Annotated in this window: 21 protein-coding genes and 2 tRNA genes; 4 read left to right on the top strand and 19 right to left on the bottom strand. The window is 73.7% G+C overall.

The window, feature by feature from the left end:
- Positions 1 to 88 precede the first annotated feature (88 nt).
- The 9 genes from ABZW32_RS06630 to ABZW32_RS06670 all read right to left on the bottom strand — a co-directional run bounded on the left by ABZW32_RS06630 (position 89) and on the right by ABZW32_RS06670 (position 9319).
- Positions 89 to 742, bottom strand: a complete 654-nt coding sequence (locus tag ABZW32_RS06630) for a TetR/AcrR family transcriptional regulator C-terminal domain-containing protein (RefSeq protein WP_266840475.1) — start codon at positions 740 to 742, stop codon at positions 89 to 91.
- Positions 743 to 832: 90 nt separating this feature from the next.
- A complete protein-coding gene (locus tag ABZW32_RS06635) occupies positions 833 to 2956 on the bottom strand; it encodes a glycosyltransferase family 39 protein (protein ID WP_356212304.1) in 2124 nt (707 codons plus the stop codon).
- An 11-nt stretch (positions 2957 to 2967) separates the two neighbouring features.
- Positions 2968 to 4251: a glycosyltransferase gene (locus ABZW32_RS06640; protein WP_356212052.1), complete on the bottom strand. Its 1284-nt coding sequence runs from the start codon at positions 4249 to 4251 to the stop codon at positions 2968 to 2970.
- A 25-nt stretch (positions 4252 to 4276) separates the two neighbouring features.
- Positions 4277 to 5803: a HAMP domain-containing sensor histidine kinase gene (locus tag ABZW32_RS06645; RefSeq protein WP_356212054.1), complete on the bottom strand. Its 1527-nt coding sequence runs from the start codon at positions 5801 to 5803 to the stop codon at positions 4277 to 4279.
- Complete coding sequence (locus tag ABZW32_RS06650) at positions 5803 to 6570, bottom strand: response regulator transcription factor (protein ID WP_030225456.1); 768 nt, start codon at positions 6568 to 6570, stop codon at positions 5803 to 5805. The genes ABZW32_RS06645 and ABZW32_RS06650 overlap by 1 nt, the downstream gene beginning before the upstream one ends.
- A 69-nt stretch (positions 6571 to 6639) precedes the next feature.
- Positions 6640 to 7533, bottom strand: a complete 894-nt coding sequence (locus ABZW32_RS06655; protein ID WP_356212057.1) for an amidohydrolase family protein — start codon at positions 7531 to 7533, stop codon at positions 6640 to 6642.
- Positions 7517 to 7855, bottom strand: a complete 339-nt coding sequence (locus tag ABZW32_RS06660) for an antibiotic biosynthesis monooxygenase (protein WP_356212059.1) — start codon at positions 7853 to 7855, stop codon at positions 7517 to 7519. The genes ABZW32_RS06655 and ABZW32_RS06660 overlap by 17 nt, the downstream gene beginning before the upstream one ends.
- 151 nt (positions 7856 to 8006) lie before the next feature.
- Positions 8007 to 8888, bottom strand: a complete 882-nt coding sequence (locus ABZW32_RS06665; protein WP_356212062.1) for a DUF2797 domain-containing protein — start codon at positions 8886 to 8888, stop codon at positions 8007 to 8009.
- Positions 8885 to 9319 (bottom strand): Lrp/AsnC family transcriptional regulator, encoded by a 435-nt coding sequence (locus tag ABZW32_RS06670; RefSeq protein WP_356212064.1) that lies wholly within the window; start codon positions 9317 to 9319, stop codon positions 8885 to 8887. Before ABZW32_RS06670 ends, ABZW32_RS06665 begins: the two co-directional genes overlap by 4 nt.
- Positions 9320 to 9427: 108 nt before the next feature.
- Between ABZW32_RS06670 and ABZW32_RS06675 the strand changes: the two genes are divergently transcribed.
- Positions 9428 to 10351, top strand: coding sequence for an SMP-30/gluconolactonase/LRE family protein (locus ABZW32_RS06675; RefSeq protein WP_356212067.1), 924 nt, complete (start codon positions 9428 to 9430; stop codon positions 10349 to 10351).
- A gap of 69 nt (positions 10352 to 10420) precedes the next feature.
- On the opposite strand, the gene ABZW32_RS06680 is transcribed toward ABZW32_RS06675, so the two are convergent.
- The 3 genes from ABZW32_RS06680 to ABZW32_RS06690 form a co-directional block, all read right to left on the bottom strand.
- Positions 10421 to 10786: a PH domain-containing protein gene (locus ABZW32_RS06680; protein ID WP_356212070.1), complete on the bottom strand. Its 366-nt coding sequence runs from the start codon at positions 10784 to 10786 to the stop codon at positions 10421 to 10423.
- 109 nt (positions 10787 to 10895) lie between these two features.
- Positions 10896 to 10968: transfer RNA gene (locus tag ABZW32_RS06685), tRNA-Arg, on the bottom strand.
- Between the two features lie 278 nt (positions 10969 to 11246).
- Positions 11247 to 11337: transfer RNA gene (locus ABZW32_RS06690), tRNA-Ser, on the bottom strand.
- A 178-nt stretch (positions 11338 to 11515) separates the two neighbouring features.
- Here ABZW32_RS06690 and ABZW32_RS06695 point away from each other — a divergent pair.
- From ABZW32_RS06695 to ABZW32_RS06705, 3 genes are all read left to right on the top strand, one after another.
- Entirely contained in the window at positions 11516 to 11941 is a 426-nt protein-coding gene (locus ABZW32_RS06695; protein WP_356212073.1) for an SSI family serine proteinase inhibitor, read from the top strand.
- A 119-nt stretch (positions 11942 to 12060) separates the two neighbouring features.
- Positions 12061 to 15432 carry a PAS domain-containing protein gene (locus ABZW32_RS06700; RefSeq protein ID WP_356212075.1) on the top strand — a complete coding sequence of 1124 codons (3372 nt, stop codon included), beginning with the start codon at positions 12061 to 12063 and terminating at the stop codon, positions 15430 to 15432.
- Between the two features lie 13 nt (positions 15433 to 15445).
- Positions 15446 to 16021, top strand: a complete 576-nt coding sequence (locus ABZW32_RS06705) for an antibiotic biosynthesis monooxygenase (RefSeq protein ID WP_356212078.1) — start codon at positions 15446 to 15448, stop codon at positions 16019 to 16021.
- On the opposite strand, the gene ABZW32_RS06710 is transcribed toward ABZW32_RS06705, so the two are convergent.
- The 7 genes from ABZW32_RS06710 to ABZW32_RS06740 all read right to left on the bottom strand — a co-directional run bounded on the left by ABZW32_RS06710 (position 16022) and on the right by ABZW32_RS06740 (position 23251).
- Positions 16022 to 17671 (bottom strand): long-chain fatty acid--CoA ligase, encoded by a 1650-nt coding sequence (locus ABZW32_RS06710; RefSeq protein ID WP_356212081.1) that lies wholly within the window; start codon positions 17669 to 17671, stop codon positions 16022 to 16024.
- Positions 17672 to 17898: 227 nt separating this feature from the next.
- Positions 17899 to 18432: a SigE family RNA polymerase sigma factor gene (locus ABZW32_RS06715; protein WP_356212084.1), complete on the bottom strand. Its 534-nt coding sequence runs from the start codon at positions 18430 to 18432 to the stop codon at positions 17899 to 17901.
- 135 nt (positions 18433 to 18567) lie between these two features.
- The gene (locus ABZW32_RS06720) at positions 18568 to 19734 is read right to left on the bottom strand and encodes a lipid-transfer protein (protein WP_356212087.1); all 1167 of its coding nucleotides are present in this window, start codon (positions 19732 to 19734) and stop codon (positions 18568 to 18570) included.
- Positions 19731 to 20120, bottom strand: coding sequence for a MaoC family dehydratase (locus tag ABZW32_RS06725; RefSeq protein ID WP_356212090.1), 390 nt, complete (start codon positions 20118 to 20120; stop codon positions 19731 to 19733). Before ABZW32_RS06725 ends, ABZW32_RS06720 begins: the two co-directional genes overlap by 4 nt.
- On the bottom strand, positions 20117 to 21157 hold the full coding sequence (locus ABZW32_RS06730) for an acyl-CoA dehydrogenase family protein (RefSeq protein ID WP_356212093.1): 1041 nt from the start codon (positions 21155 to 21157) through the stop codon (positions 20117 to 20119). The genes ABZW32_RS06725 and ABZW32_RS06730 overlap by 4 nt, the downstream gene beginning before the upstream one ends.
- Before the next feature lies 1 nt (position 21158).
- Positions 21159 to 22103, bottom strand: coding sequence for a bifunctional MaoC family dehydratase N-terminal/OB-fold nucleic acid binding domain-containing protein (locus ABZW32_RS06735; protein WP_356212096.1), 945 nt, complete (start codon positions 22101 to 22103; stop codon positions 21159 to 21161).
- Positions 22100 to 23251: an acyl-CoA dehydrogenase family protein gene (locus ABZW32_RS06740; RefSeq protein ID WP_356212099.1), complete on the bottom strand. Its 1152-nt coding sequence runs from the start codon at positions 23249 to 23251 to the stop codon at positions 22100 to 22102. The genes ABZW32_RS06735 and ABZW32_RS06740 overlap by 4 nt, the downstream gene beginning before the upstream one ends.
- Positions 23252 to 23403 lie beyond the last annotated feature (152 nt).

Here is a 23403-nt window from a genome sequence, read left to right on the forward strand (position 1 = left end):
CACGAGTGCCCCGTCCGCGCCTCCCTTGCCGTGCGCCCACCGCACCGCGCACCGCGCACCGGTCGGCGTCACCGCCCGCCGATCACCGTCACCGGGGGCGCAGGCCCGGGGCCCGGCCCCCGGCCTTGGCCTCGATCCCCGCGATCAGGACGTCGAGGGCCAGACCGAAGTCCGCGTCCGGCGCCCGCCGGACCGTACCCCCGCAGCCGCTCAGCCCACAGCCGTTCAGGAACTGGGAAACCGCCAGGTGCGCTCCCGTCCGGCCGGGGTCCACCAGGCCGGTGGCGTCCAGCAGCCGCTGGAGCGCGGCGTCGAAGGCCCGCGCGTGCGGGCCGATGTTCGGGTAGGCCACGCTCAGCGGGGCCACCCACGGATGCTCCGCCAGCAGCCGCCGGTACCCGCAGGCGAGGGTCCGCAGCCGTCCCGGCCAGGCCTCCCGCGGGGGCGGCCCGGCCGGCAGCCGCTGCTGGCCCAGTGCGCTGTCCAGAGCCAGTTCGAGCAGGTCGTGCTTGGTGTCCACGTACCAGTACAGGGACATGGCGGTGACCCCGAGTTCGGCGGCCAGGCGCCGCATGGAGAACCGGCCCAGGCCCTCGGCGTCGAGCAGGCGCACGGTGGCGGCCGTGATCCTGTCCCGGTCCAGCCCCGACGGTGCCTCGCTGCGGCGTCTGGCGGGTGCGGCGGGCCTGACGGCCAGCCACACACTGGTCCTGGTCCCGCCCGGATCGGCCTCGGTCGCCATGGAGGCACCCTCCTCGCCACAAGGGGATCAGCCCGGAATGCCCGGTCCGCCCTCTTGATGCTAGGGGGTCGCCCCTCCGTGGAGGTGGGATCAGGACGCGCCGGTCGAGGGAGCCGTCAGGTCGTAGAAGGTGGCTCCGCCCACGGTGGTGGCCTTGAAGGCGCCCTTCACCCACTCCTCGATGGCGCTGCCCGCGGCCCCGCCCGGACCGCCGCCGCGGCCCGCCGCGCCGTCACGGCCGGCGATGAACCAGTGGATCCTCCCGGCCTTCACGTACTCCTGGAACCGCTCCAGGGTCGGGGAGGGATCACTGCCGTTGAAGCCGCCGACCGCCATCACGGGAACACCCGAGGCCAGCTGGTAGCTCGCCGCGTTCTGCGAGCCGATGGCCGCCGCCGCCCACGTGTGGCGGGAGGCGTCGGCGCGCAGCGCGGCCGTGGCCTGCGCACCGACCCGGGTCCCGCCCAGCAGCCCGCCGGGACCGCCCTGGCCACCGCCCCGGCCGACCCGGCCCTCGGGTCCACCGGATCCGCCGGGTCCACCGGATCCGCCCGGCATCCCCGCGGCGCCCGGCATCCGGCCCGGCATGCCCTGCGGCATCCCCTGGGGCATTCCTTGCGGCATCCGCTGGGTCGTCCCCCGGGGCGGAGCCTCCCCACCGGGGGCGAAGCGTCCCGGCATGCCGCCCGGTCCCCCGAACCCGCCCCGGCCGCCCGCCACCGCCGGACCGGCGGTCACGATGGAGCCCGTGTGGCCGGTGCCCACCGTGGTCAGGCAGTACGCGAACGGTCCCGCCAGAGCCGCGAGGAGCCCCACGGCCGCGGCCCCGAGCAGCGCCCGGCGCCCCAGCCGGGCCGCGAGGGGCAGCGCGGCGGCCGCCCCGAGGCCCGCGACCAGTACCGTCCAGCGCAACCAGGGCAGGTACCCGGTGGACCGGCCGAGCAGGACGAAGGCCCACCATGCGGTCAGCGCGAGGGTCCCGGAGAGGGTGAGGGCGGCGGCGCGGCCGCCCCGCTCCTCCCACAGCACGGCCACTCCCATGCCGACCAGAGCCGCCACGAAGGGCGCGAGGGCGACGGTGTAGTACTCGTGGAAGATGCCCTGCATCCAGCTGAAGACCACGGCCGTGATCAGCAGGCAGCCGCCCCAGGCGAGGAAGGCCGCGCGGGCCATGCCCTCCAGGGTGTCCGTGGCCCGGGAGGCCCGCCAGGTGACGACCAGCCCGGCCACCAGCAGCACCAGGGCCGCGGGCAGCAGCCAGGAGATCTGGCCGCCGACATTGCCCGAGAAGAGCCGGTCGATTCCGGTCTGCCCCCAGCCGCCGCCCCCACCGGGACCGCCGGGGCCGCCCGCGCCCCCGCCGCCGACGCTGCCCGTCTCGTTGCCGCTGATCCGGCCGAGGCCGTTGTAGCCGAAGGTCAGTTCCAGGAAGGAGTTGTGCTGCGAGCCGCCGATGTACGGGCGGGAGTCGGCGGGCCACCACTCCACCACGGCCACCCACCAGCCGCCGGCCACCAGCGCGGCCGACCCGGCCAGCAGCAGCTGCCCCAGGCGCCGGCGCAGCCGCGTCGGCGCGCAGACGGCGTAGAGGACGGCGAGCGGCGGCAGGATCACGAACGCCTGGAGGGTCTTGGTCAGGAAGCCGAAGCCGACCGCGACGCCGGCCCAGACCAGCCACCGGGTGTGCGCCCCTTCGAGGGCGCGCAGCACGCAGTACACGGTGACGGTCAGCAGCAGGGTGAGCAGCGCGTCGGGGTTGTTGAAGCGGAACATCAGCGCGGCCACGGGGGTCAGCGCGAAGGCGGTACCGCTCAGCAGGGCCGCCGCCGGGCCGAACTGGCGGCGTACGGCGGCGTAGAGCACGGCGGTGGTGGCGACGCCCATCAGGGCCTGCGGGACCAGGATCTGCCAGGCGCCGAGCCCGAAGAGCCGTACCGACAGCGCCATCGGCCACAGGGCGGCCGGGGGCTTGTCGACCGTGATGGAGTTCGCGGCGTCGGAGGAGCCGAAGAAGAAGGCCTTCCAGCTCTCGGAGCCCGCCTGTACGGCGGCGGAGTAGAAGGAGTTGGCGTAGCCGGAGGCGCCCAGGTTCCAGAGCAGGAGCACGGAGGTGGCCAGCAGCAGGGCGGCGTACGCGGGCCGTTCCCAGCGGGGCCGGGTGGCCGCGCCGTGCGCGGTGGCGGGAACGGGGGCGGCGGGTGGGAAGAGCGGCAGCGCGGCCGTGGTCACGGACCCTCCTCGGTCGTGGTGGGGATGGTGGGGGAGCCCTCGCGCGGTTCCGGGAAGACCCAGGCGCGGAACAGCAGGAACCGGAGCACGGTGGCGGCGAGGTTGGCGGTGATCAGCACGGCCAGCTCGGTGCCGTGGGCCGGCTCCGGGGTGGCCGCCCCGAGGGCGGCGAGGGACCCGCTGGTCAGAGCCAGCCCGATGCCGAACACCACGAGCCCCTGGGCCTGGTGGCGCACCGCACGGGCCCGCCCGCGCACCCCGAAGGTCAGCCGGCGGTTGGCGGCGGTGTTGGCGACGGCGCACAGCAGCAGCGCGGCCGCGTTCGCCGCCTGCGGTCCGGCCGCTTCCCGCAGCGCGGAGTAGAGCAACAGGTAGAGCAGGGTGCTCAGCACGCCGACGGCGCAGAACCCGAGCAGCTGCCGGGCCAGTCCGCGCGGCACCCCCGGCAGGGCGCCGCGGTCGCGCGGGTCGTCTCCGAAGGGGCGGGCGAGCCGGTCGAGCGGCAGCGCCCCGACGGCCAGCGCCCGCCCCACCCGCCAGACCCCCTTGAGGTCCTCGGCGGCGGTGCGGACGAGGTGGACGCTGGAGTCGGGGTCGTCGACCCAGTCCACCGGCACCTCGTGGATCCGCAGCCCGGCCCGCTCGGCGAGCACCAGCAGCTCGGTGTCGAAGAACCAGCCGGAGTCCTCCACCAGCGGCAGCAGCCGCTCGGCCACCTCGCGCCGGATCGCCTTGAACCCGCACTGGGCGTCGCTGAAGCGGGCGGCGAGGGAGGAGCGCAGCAGCAGGTTGTAGGCCCGGGAGACGAACTCCCGTTTCGCTCCGCGCACCACCCGCGAGGAGCGGGCCAGCCGGGTGCCGATGGCCAGGTCGGAGTGGCCGGAGATCAGCGGGGCCACCAGCGGCAGCACCGCGTTCAGGTCCGTGGAGAGGTCCACGTCCATGTACGCGAGGACGGGCGCCTCCGACCGGCTCCACACGGTGCGCAGGGCGCGGCCGCGGCCCTTCTCCTCCAGTCGCGTGCTGCGCACCTCCGCGAGGCCGAGGGCGAGGCCGGCGGCGACCTCGGGGGTGCGGTCGGTGCTCGCGTTGTCGGCGACGGTGATGCGGAAGGGGTACGGGAAGGTGCGGGTGAGGTGGGCGTGCAGCCTGTGCACGCACGGACCGAGGTCCTCCTCCTCGTTGAAGACCGGGATCACCACGTCGAGTACGGGCACGCCGGGCCGGAGCGCGAGGGGCGCCCGGGCCGGCAGGGCCCCTGGAGAGGCGTCGGTTGACATGCTGCAACCCTCGGGGGGCGCGCTGTCACCGCTGTGTGGTGAGCCTGTGCCCCGTCTGTGAGTCCCCTGCCGGGCCGGCGGCGAGCGGCAGCGCGACCTCGAAGGCGGTGCGGCCGGGCGCGCTGTGCACCTCGACCCGCCCGCCGTGCGCCGAGACGACGGCCTGCACGATGGCGAGGCCCAGGCCCGTGGAGCCGGCGGCGCGGGAGCGGGAGGCGTCCCCCCGGGCGAAGCGCTCGAAGACGTGGGGCAGGAGATCGGGCGGGATGCCGGGGCCGTCGTCCTCGATGCGGAGCCGGACGGCGGATGTTTCACGTGAAACACGGGCCGTGACGGTGGTGCCGGGCGGGGTGTGGGTGCGGGCGTTGGCGAGGAGGTTCACCAGGACCTGCTGGATCCGGGCCGCGTCGGCCCGTACGGGCGCGGGCTCGTCGGGCAGGGCCAGGTGCCAGTGGTGGTCGGGGCCGGCGGCCCGCGCGTCGCTGACGGCGTCGATGACGAGGGGGGCCAGGTCGGTGTCGGCGGTGGACAGCGGGCGGCCCGCGTCGAGGCGGGCGAGCAGCAGGAGGTCCTCGACCAGACCGGTCATCCGGGTGGCCTCGGACTCGATCCGGCCCAGCGCGTGCCGGGTGTCGGGGCCCGTCTCCTCACGTCCCCGGCGGGTCAGTTCGGCGTACCCCCGGATGGAGGCCAGCGGGGTGCGCAGCTCGTGGCTGGCGTCGGCGACGAACTGGCGGACCCGCATCTCGCTCTGCTGGCGGGCGGTGAGCGCGGAGGAGACGTGGCCCAGCATCCGGTTGAGGGCGGCGCCGACCTGGCCGACCTCGGTGCGGGGGTCCGCCTCGGCGTCGGGCACCCGCTCGTGCAGGTCGGGTTCGCCGCTGTGCAGGGGGAGTTCGGAGACCCGGGTGGCGGTGGCGGCAACCCGGCGCAGCGGGCGCAGGGCGACCCCGATCAAGGCCTGTCCGGCGAGGGACGCGGCGATCAGTCCGGCGAGGGTGACGGAGACCTCGACCCCGACGAGGGTGCCGACCGTACGGTCGACGTCGCGCAGCGGGATGGCGAGGACCAGGCTGCCGTCGGCGGCGCCGCGCACCCGGTAGCCGCCGAGTCCCGGTAGCTCCGTCTGCACCGGCCCGGGGCGGCCGTGGGCGGCCCGGCGGGCGGCGGCCAGGAGGGCCTGGGACTGGGTCTCGCCGAGGGGGCGGACGTGGTCGAGCGGGGAGCCGTCGCCGGAGGAGCTGAGCCCTGAGGCGAGGACCTTGCCGTCGGGGCCTAGGCGGATCCCCGCGGTCCCGTTCGGGTTGCCCGGGGCCAGCACGAAGCCGAGGCTGTTCTCCCGGGCCGCCTTCCCGGCGCCGGGGCCGCGGAATGCCATGTCGATGGAGACGCTGAGCTGCTCGTCGAGCCGGGCGACCAGGTACGAGCGCAGCGCGAGGGTGGTGACGGTGCCGATGGCCGCCCCCACGACGGCGATCAGCGCCACCGCCGAGACGACGAGCCGGGTCCGCAGGGACCAGCGGCGGCGGAGCAGGGCAGGACGCAGGGCCACTACTCGGCCGGCTTGATCAGGTAGCCGGCGCCGCGGCGGGTGTGGATCATCGGGGGCAGTCCGGTGCCGCCCTCCAGCTTCCGGCGCAGGTAGGAGATGTAGAGCTCGACGACGTTGGCCTGGCCGCCGAAGTCGTAGGACCAGACCCGGTCCAGGATCTGCGCCTTGCTGAGCACCCGGCGCGGGTTGCGCATCAGGTAGCGCAGCAGCTCGAACTCGGTGGCGGTGAGGTGGACCTCCTGGCCCCCGCGCACCACCTCGTGGCTGTCCTCGTCGAGGCTGAGGTCCCCGACGGTCAGGACCGAACCGCCCCGGGCCGCCTGGGCGGCGCCGGAGCGGCGGACCAGACCGCGCAGCCGGGCGACGACCTCCTCCAGGCTGAAGGGCTTGGTGACGTAGTCGTCGCCGCCCGCCGTCAGGCCGGCGATCCGGTCCTCGACGGAGTCCTTGGCGGTCAGGAACAGCACCGGGACCTGCGGGATCTCGCGGCGCAGCCGGCCGAGGACGGCCAGCCCGTCCATGTCGGGGAGCATGATGTCGAGGACCACCACGTCGGGGCGGAACTCCCGCGCGGCCCGTACCGCGCCCGCTCCGTCGCCGGCGCTGCGGACCTCGCAGCCCTCGTAGCGCAGGGCCATGGACAGCAGCTCGGAGAGCGAGGCCTCGTCGTCGACGACGAGGACCCGGCAGGGTCCGCCGTCGGGCCGCACCAGGGCCGTCGGGGTGGTGGTGGACGTGGACGCGTGGGAGGTGGTCGTCGCAGTCATGGCTTCACGCTGGCCGCCGCCTCTGAGAGCGTTCTTGCCCCAACCTGTGAATCTCCTGAGAAACGCCGCTCAGGGAGCGGGGGCCGGTTCGAGCCCGAACAGGCGGGCGCCGTTGTCGTGGCAGACGGCCCTCAGCCAGTCGTCGCCGAGGCCGAGGCGTTCGAGGGCCCGGAGCTGGTGCTCGTAGGGGTAGGGGATGTTCGGGAAGTCGGTGCCCAGCAGGATCCGGTCCCCGAGGTCCGCGAGCCGTCCGAGCTCCGCGGGCGGGAAGCCGCTCAGCCGCTCTGAGAAGTCGGTGAAGACCATCGTGGTGTCGAGGAGGACCCCGGGGTGGCGGTCGGCCAGGTCCAGGAAGTCGGCGTACTCGGGCATGCCCATGTGGGCGATGACCAGCCGCAGGCCGGGCGTGCGCTCCAGCAGCCGGCCGACGGGCCCCGGACCGGTGTACTTGCCCGCCACGGGGCCGGAACCGCAGTGGATCACCGTCGGGATCCCGGCCTCGGCCAGCAGCCCCCACACCGCGTCCAGCCGCTCGTCGTTCGGGTCGTACCCGCCGACCTGGAGGTGCGCCTTGAAGACGCGGGCCCCGCCCTCCACGGCCCGCCGGACGTACGCCGCCGCGTCCTCCTCGGGGAAGAAGGTGGCGGTGTGCAGGCAGTCGGGGGTGCGGGCGGCGAAGTCCGCGGCCCAGGAGTTGAGCCAGGCGGCCATCGCGGGCTTGTGCGGGTAGAGCATGGAGGTGAAGGCCCGGACCCCGAACTCCCGCAGCAGCGCGACCCGATGCTCCTCCTCGTGCCGGTAGGTGATGGGCCACGGGGTCCCGGTGAGCGGGCCGAATCCGTCGAAGTAGTCCCAGACCTTGCTCAGGACCCGCTCGGGCATGAAGTGCGTGTGCACGTCGACCAGTCCGGGCAGCCCGAGCCGCTCGCGGAAGGCGCGGAGCGCCTCAGCCGTTGCGGGCAAAGCCGTGGCTCCGCTCTACGGTCGCGACGTGCAGGGTGTAGCTCTCGTACCAGTGGTCGCGGCCCTGCTTCATCGCCGCCTGGTGTTCCATGTCCTCCCGCCACACCCCCAGGGACTCGTGGTCGCGGAAGTAGGCGACGGTGATCCCGAGGCCTCCGGGGGTGCGCGCGGACTCGTAGCCGAGGAAGCCGGGGTTGGCGGCGACGATCTCGTTCATCCGGGCGTTGGTCTCGGGGTATCCGCTCTCGTCGGGGGTACGGACGTTGCTGAATACGGCCATCACATAAGGCGGTTCGAACGCCTGCACGGGCTGGATGCTCATGCCCTCACCCTCGGCGGACGGCCCCCGGCGTGTCCACCGCAAACGGCCCCGGAAGCCCAAAGGGATCCAAGTTTTGACCTTGCCCGTTCGGCCTTGTCCGTTCGGCCTTGCCCGTTCGGCCTTGCCCGGCGGACGGCCCCCGCGTCCCGCGTCAGAACAGGCCGTCCTGCGCGGCCGGGGGCACCACCGGGGGGATGTCCGCGAGCGGCACGTCGGTGACCGCCCCCGCGGGCGCCGCGGCCAGTTCCCAGCCGACCAGCAGCCGGGTGTCCAGCACGAGCCCGTCGGCGAAGTGCAGGTCCGGCCCGGCGGCGCCCACGAGCCGGCCCGCGACGGTCCCGCCCGGCACCAGCTCCGTGACCACCCGGGCCGGAACGGGCAGGCCGTCCGGCCAGAACACCCCGGCGTGGTCGGTGACCTCGCAGCCCACCCGTTCCAGGGAGTCGGGCCACCCGGGCAGCGCGGCGGCGCGGGCGTGCAGCTCGGCGACCTCCCGGGCCCGCTCGGGCCCGCCCGGCAACCGCGCCCGTACCGCGCGCTTGCGGGCGTACGCGATCCGGTCGGGCACCCCGAGGGCGGCGCGCAGCAGTTCCTCGGTCCGGCGCGCGGCCATCAGCGGGCCGCGCCCCAGCCAGGCCCAGGTGACCGCCCCCTGTTCCAGCAGCCGGACGGGCCCGCGCTCCTCGGCGGTGATGCCGACCTTGACCATCCCGGGCCCGAACCAGGCCAGGTACACCCGGTACGGGCGCGGATCGGCGGCGTTGGTGTCGGCGGCCACCGAGAAGGACCGGTCGAGGCGGGCGCACTCGGGACACTGGGCCGATCCCGTCCGCCCGGGTACGGTCCGGGCCGCCGGGCACGGGGTCCGCTTGCCGGCCCGCCGCACCCCCGGGCAGCGCCGCTCGCCGCGCGCCTCGAAGGCCAGGGGCCGCCCGTACCCGAGGGGGCCGGCGCGCTCCCGGCCGGCCGGGTCGCACCAGCCGATGGCGGGGCCGCCGCCGCTCCAGCGGATGCCCGTGCAGCGCCAGGTCACAGCGGCAGGGACCGCTCGAAGAAGGTCTCCAGCACCACGGTGGCCTGGGTGCCGCTGACCCCTTCGATGGCGTAGAGGCGGCGCAGGACGTCCTGCAGCTGCCCGGTCGTGGCGGTGCGCACCTTGACCAGGACGGACGCGCTGCCCGCGATGATGTGCGCCTCCTGGATCTCGGCGATGGCCTCGAAGGCCTCGCGCGAGTCCCCCATCCAGGCGCGGGAGTCGACCATGACGTAGGCGAGCACCCCGCTGCCGACCGCGGCCGGGTCCACGTCGACCGTCGTGCGCCGGATGACCCCGCGCTCGCGCAGTTTGCGCACCCGCTCGTGGGTGGCGCCGGCCGAAAGCCCGACGGCCGCGCCGAGGGCGGCGTAGGACTGGCCCGCGTCCTCCTGGAGGCGCCGGACGAGTGCCCGGTCGATGTCGTCCACGCGCTGTTCCTCCCCTGGGACCCGCAGCTCTTGCGAAGACGGTACCTGATCCTGCAATCTCACGATCACGCCGAACAAAATTCGGCACACAACTCTTCTGGGGGAATCATGTCAGGTATTGCCGACCTCGCCTTGTACGAGATCCTGGACGAACGTTTCCGTACCGGCCGCTGCGCCAACGGCGACCTGCGCCTGGAGCGGCTCCACGACGACTGCCGCTGGGCCGAGGGCCCGCTGTACCTGCCGGCCTGGCGCCAGCTGGTGTGGAGCGACATCCCCAACGACCGGATGCTGCGCTGGGACGAGGCCACCGGCGCGGTCTCCGTCTTCCGCTCCGCGGCCGGGCACTCCAACGGCAACACCCTGGACCGGGAAGGCCGCCTGATCACCTGTGAGCAGGGCAACCGGCGCGTCACCCGCACCGAGCCCGACGGCCGGATCACCGTCATCGCCGACCGCTACGACGGCAAGCGGCTCAACAGCCCGAACGACGCGGTGGTCCGCTCCGACGGCTCGATCTGGTTCTCCGACCCCGACTTCGGCATCACCAGCGACTACGAGGGCCGGCGCGCGCCGAGCGAGATCGGCGCCTGCAACCTCTACCGCGCCGACCCGGCCACCGGCGAGGTCCGGCTCGTCGCGGACGGCTTCCTCGGCCCGAACGGCCTGGTCTTCTCCCCCGACGAGAGCGAGCTGTACGCGGCCGACACCCGCGCGGGCCACATCCGCGCCTTCGAGGTCGGCGACGACGGCACCCTCGGCGGGGACCGGGTCTTCACGGCCTGCCCCTCGGTGGACAACATCCGCTTCGACGACGAGGGCCGGCTCTGGGCGGCCGCGATGGAGTCGGGGGTGCACTGCTACGCGGCGGACGGCGACCTGATCGGCCGCCTGCGCGTCCCGGAACCCGTCTCGAACATCGCCTTCGGCGGCCCGAAGAACAACCGTCTCTTCATCACCGCCACCACCTCGCTCTACTCCCTGGTGATGTCGGTGACGGGCCTGCCCCGCGTCCTGCCGGTCCGGCCGTAGGGGGCCACCCGCATCCGGCGCCGGGGGCCGTCCGTCACCCGGACGGCCCCCGACAGCCGCCCGCAAGGGCTAGCGGGCCACGAACTGCGTCAGGATCGCCTGGACCTCGTAGATGTCCACGCCCTTGGTGAAGGTCTTCTCGATCGGTGCCGCGCTGCCCGATATCCAGATCTTCAGCTCGGCGTCCAGATCGAAGTGCCCGGCCGTCTCCACGGAGAAGTGCGTGATGCTCCGGTACGGGATCGAGTGGTACTCGACCTTCTTGCCCGTGAGGCCCTGCTTGTCGACCAGCACCAGGCGCCGGTCGGTGAACAGGATCGTGTCCCGGATCAACAGGTACGCGGCGTGCACCTGCTCCCCGTGCCCCATCAGACGGGCGTAGTCCCGCTGCGCCGAGCCGGGGTCGATGTGGTGGGCATTTCCGAACAGACCCATGGAGTCCCCCTTCAAAGGTTCAAACGACCATCTGATCGCGAAGGCTATCCACGGGGACGTGAGGACAATGCAAGAGGCCCCCCGGTGAACCGGGGGGCCTCTTCGGCTGTGCACTCGGCAGGATTCGAACCTGCAACCTTCTGATCCGTAGTCAGATGCTCTATCCGTTAAGCTACGAGTGCTTGGGCTTCCCGGTGTTTTCCGCCCGGTTGGCCTTGCGAGAACAACAATACATGGACCTCGCCGGGACGCGAAATCCATTAGCCACATGGCCTCTGACCTGCGAAAACGCCCCGGAAGAAGATCATCCGCCGGGATTCGCGGCCGGTCTGGAGCCCGCCGGGCTACCCACCGGGGGCCGTCCGAAACCCCGAACCCACCGGCCCGGCCGCACGGGCCCCGCGTCCGAGCCCTGAACGCACCGAAGCCCCGGTCCGTGAGGACCGGGGCTTCGTAAGTGCGGAGGCGGAGGGATTTGAACCCTCGATGGGGTGTAAGCCCCAAACCGCATTAGCAGTGCGGCGCCATAGACCGGACTAGGCGACGCCTCCAGCACACCGTCGCGTACGAAGGTGCGTGCAGATGATGACACAGCCGCAGGGCCGGTCACCAATCCGCTCCCACGGTACAAGGCGCCGGGCCCACAGGGCAAAGCCTTAAGGCACGCAACGTCGGAGCGGGGCGCGTCGTTGGTGAGGCGTACGACGTACGGACGACCTGGAGTGCCCCATGCTGCGTCTCGCCGCCTTCGCCGTCACCTCCGCCCTGGCCGCCGCGGCCGCCGGCCCGCTGCCACCGCTGCCCCTGGGACGGCTGCTGGTGTCCCCCGACCGCCTCACCGTCACCGTGTCCGACACCGGCAACCGCCGGATCGACGGCGCGTACCGGCTGGAATGCCGCCCGGTCGGCGGCGACCACCCCGAGGCCAAGGAGGCCTGCGACCGCCTGGAGCAGCTCTTCCGGGAGGGCAAGGACCCCTTCGCCGCCGAACCCGAGCGCCGGCTGTGCACCTTCCAGGACGGCGGGCCCGCCAAGGCCCGCATCACGGGAACCTGGCACGGACGGAAGGTGGACAGCACGTTCCACCGGAAGAACGGATGCGACATCGCCCGTTGGAACGACCTGGAACCTGTGCTTCCGAGTGCGCGTTCCTGACCTGGGAGGATGCGGCGGATGCGCGGTTTCCCCCGTCCATCCGCCACCTCGCCGCGGGACGGTGCCCTTAGACTCCTCCCGTGACATGCCGGTAGTCGTGGTCAGGGAGGAAGCTCGTCGTGAGCAGCAGGCCATCCCGAGGCGCTGCTCGCCTCGCAGCAATACTCGACGCGCTTCCGGACGCGCTGTTGCTCGTCAACGCCAACGGCACGGTCGTCAACGCGAATTCGATCGCCCTCGAGGTCATGGAGAGCCCGGGTACGGGTCTCGTCGGCCGCGGGGTGCTCGACCTCCTGCCGGAGTTCGACTCCAAGCTGATCCCCGGTTCGATGCGCCGTCCCGGTGACGACGAGGACGGCCGCGCCCGGCCCAAGCGGATGACCGCGCGCCGCACCGACGGCAGCGAGTTCCCCGTCGAGGTCACCAGCGCCCACCTCGACGGCCGTGACGCCTACCGCGAGCCCCAGCCCGCCTACACCGGCGACGAACTGCTGATGCTCGTCGTACGGGACCTCTCCGAGACCGTGGACACCGAGGCCGAGCTGGCCCGCTCCCAGCGGCAGACCGAGATGATCCTGCGCGCCGCCGCCGAAGGCGTCGTGGGCACGGACACCGACGGCCGGGTCGTCCTGGTCAACCCCGCCGCCGCGCAGATCCTCGGATACCGGGCCACCGACCTCGGCAACCGCGAGCTCCACGGGCTGATCCAGCACTCGCGCGCCGACGGCTCCCCCTTCCCCTTCGACGAGTCCCCGCTCGCCGACACCCTGCGCAGCGGGCGCAAGCACCGGGTCCGCGGCCAGGTGCTGTGGAACAAGGCCGGCCAGCCCGTCGCCGTCGACATGACCACCTCGCCCGTCCGGGACGGGGAGCTGCTCGTCGGCGCCGTCATGACCTTCACCGACCGGCGCCCCTACGACGCCCTCGCCGCGCGCCACGCCCAGCTGATCGCCGTCCTCGGCGAGTCGCTGCGCGGCCCGCTGGAGGAGCTGCGCGGGGAACTGGCCACCCTGGCCGCCGACGACGCGGGACAGCTGTGGCCCGAGGCCAACCAGCTGCTGCACCATCTGGCCGCCGGCTACTCGCGCATGACCACCCTGGTGGACAACGTGCTCGGCTACCAGCGGCTGGACGCGGGCAGCGACAAGCTCAAGAAGAAGAACGTCCTGATCAACACGGTCGTCGCGGCCGGTATCGACGGGGCCGTCGAGCTGATCGGCCCCGGGCGGGTGCAGTTCGCCGTCCACGCGCCGACCATCGAGGCCGAGGTGGACGCGCAGCGGATCTCCACCGCCCTCGCGCACCTGGTCGCGGACGTCGCGGGCGTGGACGCCACCGGCAAGACCCCCCAGGGCAGCGGCTACACGGACTCCACGATCGTGGTGGCCGCCGCCCAGCGCGGTGACGTCGTACGGATCGAGGTGCGCGGCCCCTACGAGGGCGGCGACCCCGTGCACGAGCCGATCGTGCGGGGCGTCGTCGCCGCGCACGGCGGGGTCCTGCAGACGGTGGAGGTGCCGGGTGCGCCCGGCGGGGCGTTCGTGCTGGAGCTGCCGCTGGGTTCGGGAGCCGGGACGGTGACCCTGCCCGATCCCGAACCGGAGCCGGAGCCGGATGCGGCCGACGGCCGCGAGGAGGCCGGAGAGGGCGGACTCGGCCGGACCGGTGCCCCCGACGGCCCCGGCGCTCCCGCCGGACGGCGGGCCCGGCGCGGGGTGGACGCCTTCCTGGAGGACGACGGCGACCGGGAGGAGCCCTCCGGGGCCCGTGAGGCCGGGGGCGCGCTGGCGCTGCCGTCCGGGCGGCGCCGCGCCGACGGCGGCCCCGCCGAGGCCCCCTCCGGCCCTGCGGAACTCGCGCAGTCCCCGGTGAACCCGGCCGGGCTGGGCACCGGGCGCCGACGGGGCCGCGACGGCGACGGCAGCGAGACCCCGGGCGGGCTCGAACTCCCGGGCGCGGGGCGTCCCGTACCGCCGCAGGGCACCGCCATGCCGGCGCTGCCGCCCGTACCGGCCGTGCCCCCGGTTCCGGTGACGGAACACCCCGCCGGGCGCCGCCGGGCGCTGGGGACCGCCGCCGCCTCGGCGCGGCCCGGCACCGGTCCGGTGCCGGCCTCCGGGCTCGGGGCTCCCGTCGCGCAGCGGCCGGTCGCTCCCCAGGGCGGCTTCGCCCTGCCCGCGGGTCCGACTCCGGCCGGCCCTCCCGCTTCCCCTTCCGCTTCCGCCCCCGCGGCGGCGTCCCCCGGCTCCGGTGAGGGCGACGGGGACTCCGACGGCCCGGGCGGGCGTCGGGGCCGACGGGTGCTCGGCGCGCCCGGCGGCAGCGAGCCGCAGACCCCCGCCGCCACCTCGGACGAGGGGGAGGCCGTACCTCCGACCGGGCGTCGGCGTGCGCTGCCCGCACCGCCCGCGTGGCCCGTTCCGGCGGCCCGGACCGCCCCCGAGGACACCGACGGCGCCGGCCGGCCCGCGGTGGTTCCCGCCGCCCGGCAGGCCGCTGACGCCCCGGCGGGCGCGGGGCAGCCGATCAGCGTGCGCGCGCTCGGCACCCTGGGCCAGGGCATCTCCGTGGACCCCTCCGCCGCGGGCACCGATGGGTCCGGGTCCGGCCGTCGGCGCCGGCTCTCCGAACCGGCCCCCCAGGGGCGCACCTTCGCCATAGGGGCCCCCGAGGCGGGCTCCGCCGAGGGTCCCGAGCCCTTGGACGGCCCCGGTGGCGCCGTCGAGGTGGTCAACCGTCCCGTTCCGCTTCCCGTGGACGACGAGCTGCCGCCCGAGCCGCTGGACAACCCGCGCCGGCTGCTGGTGTGGCCCGCGCCGGACGCCCAGACGCAGCAGGCGCTCAGCGACCGCGGCTACCGCCCGGTGATCGTGCACTCCCGCGAGGAAGTGGACGCGCAGATCGCGGCGTTCCCCGCCGCGCTGTTCGTCGACCCGCTGACCGGGCCGATCACCCGGACCGCCCTGCAGTCCCTGCGCCAGGCCGCGGTGGCCGCCGAGGTGCCCGTACTGGTGACGGCCGGGCTGGGACACGCCACGCGGGAGGCCGCGTACGGCGCCGATCCGGCCGTGCTGCTGAAGGCCCTCGCGCCCCGCGACAGCGAGCAGCACCCTTCCCGGGTCCTGCTCATCGAGGAGCACGAGGAGATCGCGACCGCGCTGACCGCCGCGCTGGAGCGGCGGGGCCTGCAGGTCGCGCGGGCCGGCGCGGACACCGACGCCGTGGAGCTGGCGACCCGGATGCGGCCCAACCTGGTGGTCATGGACCTGATGCAGGTGCGGCGGCGGCGGGCCGGGATCGTGGACTGGCTGCGTGCCAACGGGATGCTGAACCGCACCCCGCTGGTCGTCTACACGGCCACCGGGATCGAGCCGGACCAACTGCCGCGGCTGGCCTCGGGCGAGAGCGTGCTGTTCCTCGCCGAGCGGGCCACGACGGCCGACGTGCAGGGCCGCATCGTGGACCTGCTGGCCAAGATCGGGACCAACTAGTCATCCTGGCCCGATGGCCATCACCAGCACGTCCGAGCAGACCGTACCCGCCGACAACGGAGAGGTGAACCTGCTCATCGCGCGGCAGGTGGAGCCCGGGCACGAGGAGGCGTTCGAGGCCTGGGCCCACGGGATCCTGGAGACCGCCGCCGGATTCCCGGACCACCTCGGGTACGGACTCTTCCGGCCCGCGGCGGAGGGCGGGCCCTGGTTCCTGGTGCACCGCTTCCGCAACCAGGCGGCGTTCCAGCGCTGGCAGGACTCCCCGGAGCGGGCGCAGTGGTTCTCGAACTGCCTCGGCCACCACCACACCGAGATAGCCCGGCGCGAGCTGCAGGGCATGGAGACCTGGTTCGCCAAGCCGGGTACGACCCGGCCCGCGCCGCCGCGCTGGAAGATGGCGATCAGCTCGGGGCTGGCCATCTTCCCGATCTCGCTCGCGGGCAACGCGGTGCTCGGGCCGTACCTGGTGGACGTGAACTTCGTGCTGCGGACCGCCGCCTTCGCGGTGGTCTTCAGCACCCTGATGACCTACGTGGCCATGCCCGCGGTCAGCAGGCTGCTGCGGCCCTGGCTCACGCGCGGCTGATCAGGCCAGGGTGGTGACGTCGAGGTCGCCGTCGGCGTACTGCTTGCGGATCACCTTCTTGTCGAACTTGCCGACGCTCGTCTTCGGTACCGCCTCCACGACCGTCCAGCGCTCCGGCAGCTGCCACTTGGCGATCGACTCGGAGAGGAAGGCGCGCAGTCCCGCGTAGTCCACCGTGGCGCCCTCCTTGAGGACCACCGTGGCCAGCGGGCGCTCGCCCCACTTCTCGTCCGGGACCGCGACGACGGCGGCCTCGGCCACCTCGGGGTGCGCCATCAGCGCGTTCTCCAGTTCCACGCTGGAGATCCACTCGCCGCCGGACTTGATGACGTCCTTGGCCCGGTCGGTCAGGGTGAGGAAGCCGTCGGGGCTGATCACGCCGACGTCCCCGGTCTTGAGCCAGCCGTCGGCGCTGAACTTGTCGTCCGGGTGCAGGGGTTCCCCGGCCGCGCCGCCGTAGTAGGCGCCCGCGATCCAGTTGCCGCGCACCTCCAGCTCGCCCGCGGCCTCCCCGTCCCAGGGCAGGCGGTCGCCGGCGGGGCCGATGAGGCGGGCCTCGACGCCCGCCGGGAAGCGGCCCTGGGTGACCCGGTACGGCCACTCCTCCTCGGCGCTCAGTCCGGCCGGCGGGTGCGCCATGGTGCCGAGCGGGGAGGTCTCCGTCATGCCCCAGGCGTGGCAGAGCCGGACGCCGAGCTTGTCGTAGGCCTCCATCAGGGAGGGCGGACAGGCCGCGCCGCCGATGGTGACCTGCTTCATCGAGGTCAGGTCGCGCGGGTGGGCGGTGACCTCGGCGAGCAGGCCCTGCCAGATGGTCGGGACGGCCGCGGCGTGCGTGGGCTTCTCGCGCTCGATCATCTCGGCGAGCGGGGCGGGCTGCAGGAACCGGTCCGGCATCAGCATGTTGATGCCGGTCATGAAGGTGGCGTGCGGCAGGCCCCAGGCGTTCACGTGGAACTGGGGGACCACGACGAGGCTGGTGTCCCGGTCGGTGAGGCCCATCGACTCGGTCATGTTGACCTGCATGGAGTGCAGGTAGATGGACCGGTGGGAGTAGAGGACGCCCTTGGGTTCTCCGGTGGTGCCGGAGGTGTAGCACATGGCCGCGGCCTGGCGCTCGTCCAGCTCGGGCCAGTCGTAGTGGTCGGAGCGGCCCTCCAGGAGGTCCTCGTACTCGTGGACCCGTACGTCGAGTCCGTCGAGGGCGGAGCGGTCGCCGATGCCCGTGACCACCACGTGCTCGACGGTCGGCAGGTGCGGCAGCAGGGGGGCCAGCAGCGGCAGCAGGGTGCCGTTGACCAGAACGACCCTGTCGGCGGCGTGGTTGACGATGAAGACCAGCTGCTCGGGCGGGAGCCGCAGGTTGAGCGTGTGCAGGACGGCGCCCATGGACGGGATCGCGAAGTACGCCTCCACGTGCTCCGCGTTGTTCCACATGAGGGTGGCGACCCGCTCGTCCTGCCGGACGCCGAGTTCATCGCGGAGTGCTCCCGCGAGCCGGGTGGCGCGGACACCGATCTCGGCGAAGCTGCGGCGGTGCGGCTCGGCCTCCCCGGTCCAGGTCGTGACCTGGGACTTCCCGTGGATCGTCATCCCGTGCTGCAGTATGCGGGTGACGAGGAGTGGTACGTCCTGCATGGTGCTCAGCAAAGCGTCCTCCCGGTGAGCGCTGCGGCGCTGCGGCGGCTGTCGGATGCTGCCGATTCTGTGCACATACCGGTCGGCATGTCACTACCCGGGGGTACAACAGCGGGGCGGATCACTGTCCGGAGCCGCGGGCGGGTCGGTGTTTCACGTGAAACACGCACGTCTGTTTCACGTGAAACATCGCGGGGCCGGGCGGACCGTTGTCAGGGACCGGGGTCAGCGGACTGGGGTCAGCGGACCGGGGTCAGCTCCGGGTCCTCGCGGAGCTTGACGAGCGCGCGGGAGACGGCGCTCTTGACCGTTCCGACCGAGACCCCGAGGAGCTCCGCGGTCTGCGCCTCGCTGAGGTCCTCGTAGTAGCGCAGGACGACCATGGCCCGCTGCCGGTCGGGCAGCCGGGTCACCGCGCGCCACATCGCGTCGCGCAGCGCCTGGGCCTCGGCGGGGTCGGCGGTCGGCGACTCCTCGACCTCCGGGATCTCGTCGCAGACGAACTCGTCGACCTTGCGCTTGCGCCACTGCGAGGTCCGGGTGTTGACCAGGGCCCGCCGGACGTAGCCGTCCAGGGCCCGGTGGTCCTCGATCCGGTCCCAGGCGACGTAGGTCTTGGCGAGGGCCGTCTGGAGCAGGTCCTCGGCATCGCAGGGATTGGCGGTGAGGGACCGCGCCGTGCGCATCAGGACCGTGCCGCGCGTCCGGACGTACGCCGAGAACGACGGGTACGGCGTCGGGTTCGAGGCGAGTGTGCACACAGGCGTGGTCATGACTCCACGCTAGGAGCGGACGGCGCCCCTGGGATCGGCCGCAGGTGCCGAAGGCGGGTCCATCTCAGGTTGTAGGGCCGGGCCGCGACCCACCTCCTGTAGGTGGAGGAGGCGGGGCGCGGACCGGGACCGCGGTCAGACGTCGGCGCCCAGGATCAGCCCGGAGGTGGGCACCCCGGTTCCGGCCGTGACCAGCACGTGCCCGGCGCCGGAGACCTGGTTGACGGAGGTGCCGCGCAGTTGGCGGACGGCCTCGGCGATGCCGTTCATGCCGTGCAGGTACGCCTCCCCGAGCTGGCCGCCGTGCGTGTTGAGCGGGAGCGCGTCGGCGGCGACGAAGTCGGCGGCCTCGCCCGGTCCGCAGAAGCCGAACTCCTCCAGCTGCATGAGCACGAAGGGGGAGAAGTGGTCGTAGAGGACGGCCACGTCGATGTCCGCGGGGCCCAGGCCACTGGTGCGCCACAGCTGGCGGGCGACCACGTCCATCTCCGGGAGCCCGGTGAGGTCGTCGCGGTAGAAGGAGGTCATCGCCTCCTGACGGCGGCCGGCCCCCTGCGCCGCCGCGGTGATCACGGCGGGGCGTTGGCGCAGGTCCCGGGCCCGCTCGGCGGTGGTGACGACGAGGGCCTGGCCGCCGTCGGTCTCCTGGCAGCAGTCGAGGAGCCGCAGGGGCTCCACGATCCAGCGGGAGGCGGCGTGGTCGGCGAGGGTGATGGGCTTGCCGTGGAAGTAGGCGGCGGGGTTGTTCGCCGCGTGCCGCCGGCCGGTGACCGCGACGTGGCCGAACGCCTCGGGGGTCAGGTGGTACGCGTGCAGGTAGCGCTGGGCCGCCATGGCCACCCAGGAGGCCGGGGTGAGCAGGCCCCAGGGCAGGGCCCAGCCGAGGGCCGCGCCCTCCGCCGAGGGCTCGCGCTGCTGGACCCCGGAGCCGAAGCGGCGCCCGGAGCGCTCGTTGAAGGCGCGGTAGCAGACCACCACCTCGGCCACTCCCGTGGCGACGGCGAGGGCGGCCTGCTGGACGGTGGCGCAGGCCGCGCCGCCGCCGTAGTGGATGCGGGAGAAGAAGGAGAGGTCCCCGATGCCGGCCGCCTGGGCCACCGTGATCTCGGGGCTGGTGTCCATCGTGAAGGTGACGAGGCCGTCGACGTCGGCGGGGGTGAGGCCGGCGTCGTCGAGGGCGGCGTGGACCGCCTCGACCGCGAGCTTGAGCTCGCTGCGGCCGGAGTCCTTGGAGAACTCGGTCGCGCCGATGCCCGCGATGGCGGCCCGGCCACCGAGGTCGTCCCGGGTGCGGACGCTCATGCCCCGGCCCCCAGGGTGACGGTCACGGTGCCCGTGACGTGGTGGCCGATGCGGTTGGCGCCGACGACCCGGATCTCGGCTGTGTCCCCGTCGAGGGCGCTGACGGTGCCGGTGAGGGTCATGGTGTCGCCGGGGTAGTTGGGGGCGCCCAGGCGGATGGCGACCTTGCGCAGGACGGCGTGCGGGCCGAGGTGGTCGGTGACGTAGCGGCCGACCAGGCCGTTGGTGGTCAGGATGTTCATGAAGATGTCCGGGGAGCCCTTCTCGCGGGCGAGTTCCGCGTCGTGGTGCACGTCCTGGTAGTCACGTGAGGCGATGGCGCCCGCGACGATCAGGGTGCGGGTGACCGGGATCTCCAGGGGCGGCAGTGCGTCGCCGACGTTCATGCGCTCTCCTCCTGCGTCGCGGCGAGGGTGTCGCCCAGCTCGGCCAGCAGTGCGCTGCCGCAGCCCAGGTAGGCGTCCAGCTGGCGCCCCCACAGGAAGTGCCGGTGGACGGGGTGGTCCAGGTCGGCGCCCATGCCGCCGTGCAGGTGCTGGCCGGTGTGGACGACCCGCTTGCCCGCTTCCGAGGCCCACCAGGCCGCCGTGAGCGCGTGCTCGCGGGCCCCGAGCCCCTCGTCGATGCGCCAGGCCGCCTCGTACGTGGTGACCCGGATCGCCTCGGTGTCCATGTACGCGTCGGCGGCGCGGAGCATGACCCCCTGGTTCGTGGACAGCGGCCGGCCGAACTGCTCGCGGGTGGAGGTGTACTCGACCGCGCGGGCCAGCGAGCCGGCGCAGACGCCCGCCTGGAGGCCGGCGAAGGCGGTGCGGGCGGCGGCGAGCACCCGGTCGTAGGCGTCCTCGCCGCCCAGCCGCTCCGCTGCGGCGCCCGTCAGGGTCAGTCGGCCCGCCGACCAGGGGGCGGTCGTCTCCACCGGCGCCGTGGCCACGCCTGGTGCGTCCGTCCGTACGAACCACAGGGCCCGCTCCGCGTCGGGGACCAGTAGGTGCGTGGCGTCGCGCAGCCAGGGGACGGCGGGCGCGGTGCCGGTGAGCCGGCCGTCGGGCGTGGCGGTGATCCGGCCGAGGTCCGGGAACGCGCCGGTGGCGACGGCCTCGCCGGAGCCGAGCGCGGGCAGCAGGGCGGCGCGCTGGGCGGGGCTGCCGTGGGCGGCGACCGGCAGGATGCCGTACGCGCAGGTGGCGGCGTACGGGACCTGCGCGGTGGTGCGGCCCTGCTCCTCCAGCAGCAGGACCAGGCCGAGGAGGCCGACCTCCTCGACGGCCGCGGTCAGTCCGGCGGAGGTGAGGGCCTTCCACAGCTCGGCGTCGCTGCCGGTGCCCGCCGCGGCGAGGCGTTCGTGGGTGGCCAGGTCGCGGAAGACGCGGGCCGCGAGTCCGGCCGCCGCGGTCTGTTCCTCGGTGGGGTGGAAGTCCACGTCAGCCCGCCTCTCCGCGGAAGACGGGGAGTTCGAGCGTGTCGTCGACGCGCAGGAACTCCAGCCGGACGGGCAGGCCGATGCGGACCTTGTCGTAGGGGACGCCGGTGATGTTGCCGATCACGCGCACGCCCTCGGCGAGCTCGACGAGGGCCACCGCGTACGGCGGGTCGAAGGCGGGGAAGGGCGGATGGTGCATGACGACGTAGCTGAAGACCGTGCCGGTGCCGGCCGCCTCGACGGTGTCCCACGCGGGGGAGGCGCAGGCGTTGCAGCCGGGCAGCCAGGGGAAGCGCAGGGTGGCACAGGCGGTGCAGCGCTGGATCAGCAGCTTGTGCTCGCGGACGCCGTCCCAGAACCCCTGGTTGTCGCGGTTGATCACGGGACGGGGGCGCGGCGGCTTGGGCGGGGCCTGTGGGGGCGCGGCGGCCGGGGCGTACTTGAGGATGCGGAAGCGGTGCGTACCGGCGGGCTCGCCGTTCGCGTGGACGTCCATCCGGGTCGTCACGAAGTGCCCGGTGCCGAGTCTGGTGGTCTTGCGCGGGGAGACCGATTCGATGACGGCGTCGAAGGTCACCGTGTCCCCGGGCCGCAGCGGGCGCAGGTACTCCTGCTCGCAGTCGGTGGCGACGACGGAGGTGCAGCCGGCGGCGTCGAGGAGGGAGAGGAGCTCGTCGTAGGCGGAGGAGCGGTCGGTGTGGCCGGAGAGCCCGCCCATGGTCCAGGCCTGGAGCATGGTGGGCGGGGCGATGGCGTCCGGGCCGGCGTAGGCCGGGTTGGTGTCTCCCATCGCCTCGCACCAGTGGCGGATCATCGGCTCGTTGACGGCGTCCTTGGCGCGGCCGGCGGTGGCGGCGGGGCGCCCTTCGAAGGTCTTGAGCAGGTGGTGGAACCGGTCGTCCCGGTCGTCCCTCTCGGCGCTCCCGGTCGCCGCGTCCGCCGTCATCGCTTCCTCCCCTTCATGCCGAGCCGCATCATGGCGACGATCTCCCGCTGTACCTCGCTGACGCCGCCGCCGAAGGTGTTGATCTGGGCGGCCCGGTTCATCCGCTCCAGCTCGCCGCCGGCGAACGCGTCCGGACCCCTGAGCAGGGCTTCCTCACCCACCACCTCCTGGCAGATCCGGTACACCTCGACGGTGGACTCGGTGCCGAGGAACTTCACCCCGCTGGCGTCGCCGGGGGCCAGGGTGCCCGCGCCGACGTCCTGGACGAGGCGCCAGTTGAGGAGGCGTACGGCGGCCAGGCGAGCGTGCGCCTCGGCCAGCCGGGACCGTACCCAGGGCCGGTCGGCCGGGCGCTCGCCGGTGGCGGGGTCGGGGGTGCGGGCGTGGGCGAGCGCCCCCGCGTAGAAGTCCTCGGCCTGCATGCCGATGGCGGCGAGGGCGACGCGTTCGTGGTTGAGCTGGTTGGTGATCAGACCCCAGCCGCCGTGTTCGGGGCCGACGAGGTGGCCCACGGGGACGCGGACGCCGTCGTAGTACGTCGCCGTGGTGGTGAGGCCGCCGACCGTGTCGATGGGGGTCCAGGCGAAGCCGGGGCTGTCGGTGGGCACGAGGACGATGGAGATCCCCTTGTGCTTGGGCGCCTCGGGGGCGGTTCGGCAGGCCAGCCAGATCCAGTCGGCGTTCTGGGCGTTGGAGGTGAAGACCTTCTGCCCGTCGATCACCCAGTCCCCGCCGTCGCGGACGGCGCGGGTACGCAGCGAGGCGAGGTCCGTACCGGCCTCGGGCTCGGAGTAGCCGATGGCGAAGACGATCTCGCCCCGCAGGATGCGGGGGAGGAAGTAGTCCTTCTGCTCCGGGGTCCCGTACTTCATGAGGGTGGGGCCGACGGTGTTCAGGGTGACCATGGAGACGGGGGCGCCGGCCCGGTAGGCCTCGTCGAAGAAGACGAACTGTTCGTCGGGGCCGCGTCCCCGGCCCCCGTACTCGACGGGCCAGCCGAGGCCGAGCAGGCCGTCGGCGCCGATGCGGCGCAGGAGCGCGCGCTGGGCGTCCGGGTCCTCGGGCACCCCGTCCGGCAGCAGGTTCCGGAAGTACTCCCGCAGTTCGGTGCGCAGCCTCAACTGGCCTTCGGACGGGGCGAGGTGCACGGCACTGGCCTCCCGGCATCGCGTCGGACGAATGGATCTGACTGTCCGTCAGATCCACTGCCGATGTCAAGGTCGGGAGGGGCCGGGACCGGGGCACGGGGAAGGGCGCCCGCACTACCGGACCCCAGCCGGTCCGGTCGTACGGGCGCCCT

Source organism: Streptomyces sp. NPDC004667 (assembly GCF_040609475.1).
Classification (GTDB): Bacteria; Actinomycetota; Actinomycetes; order Streptomycetales; family Streptomycetaceae; genus Streptomyces.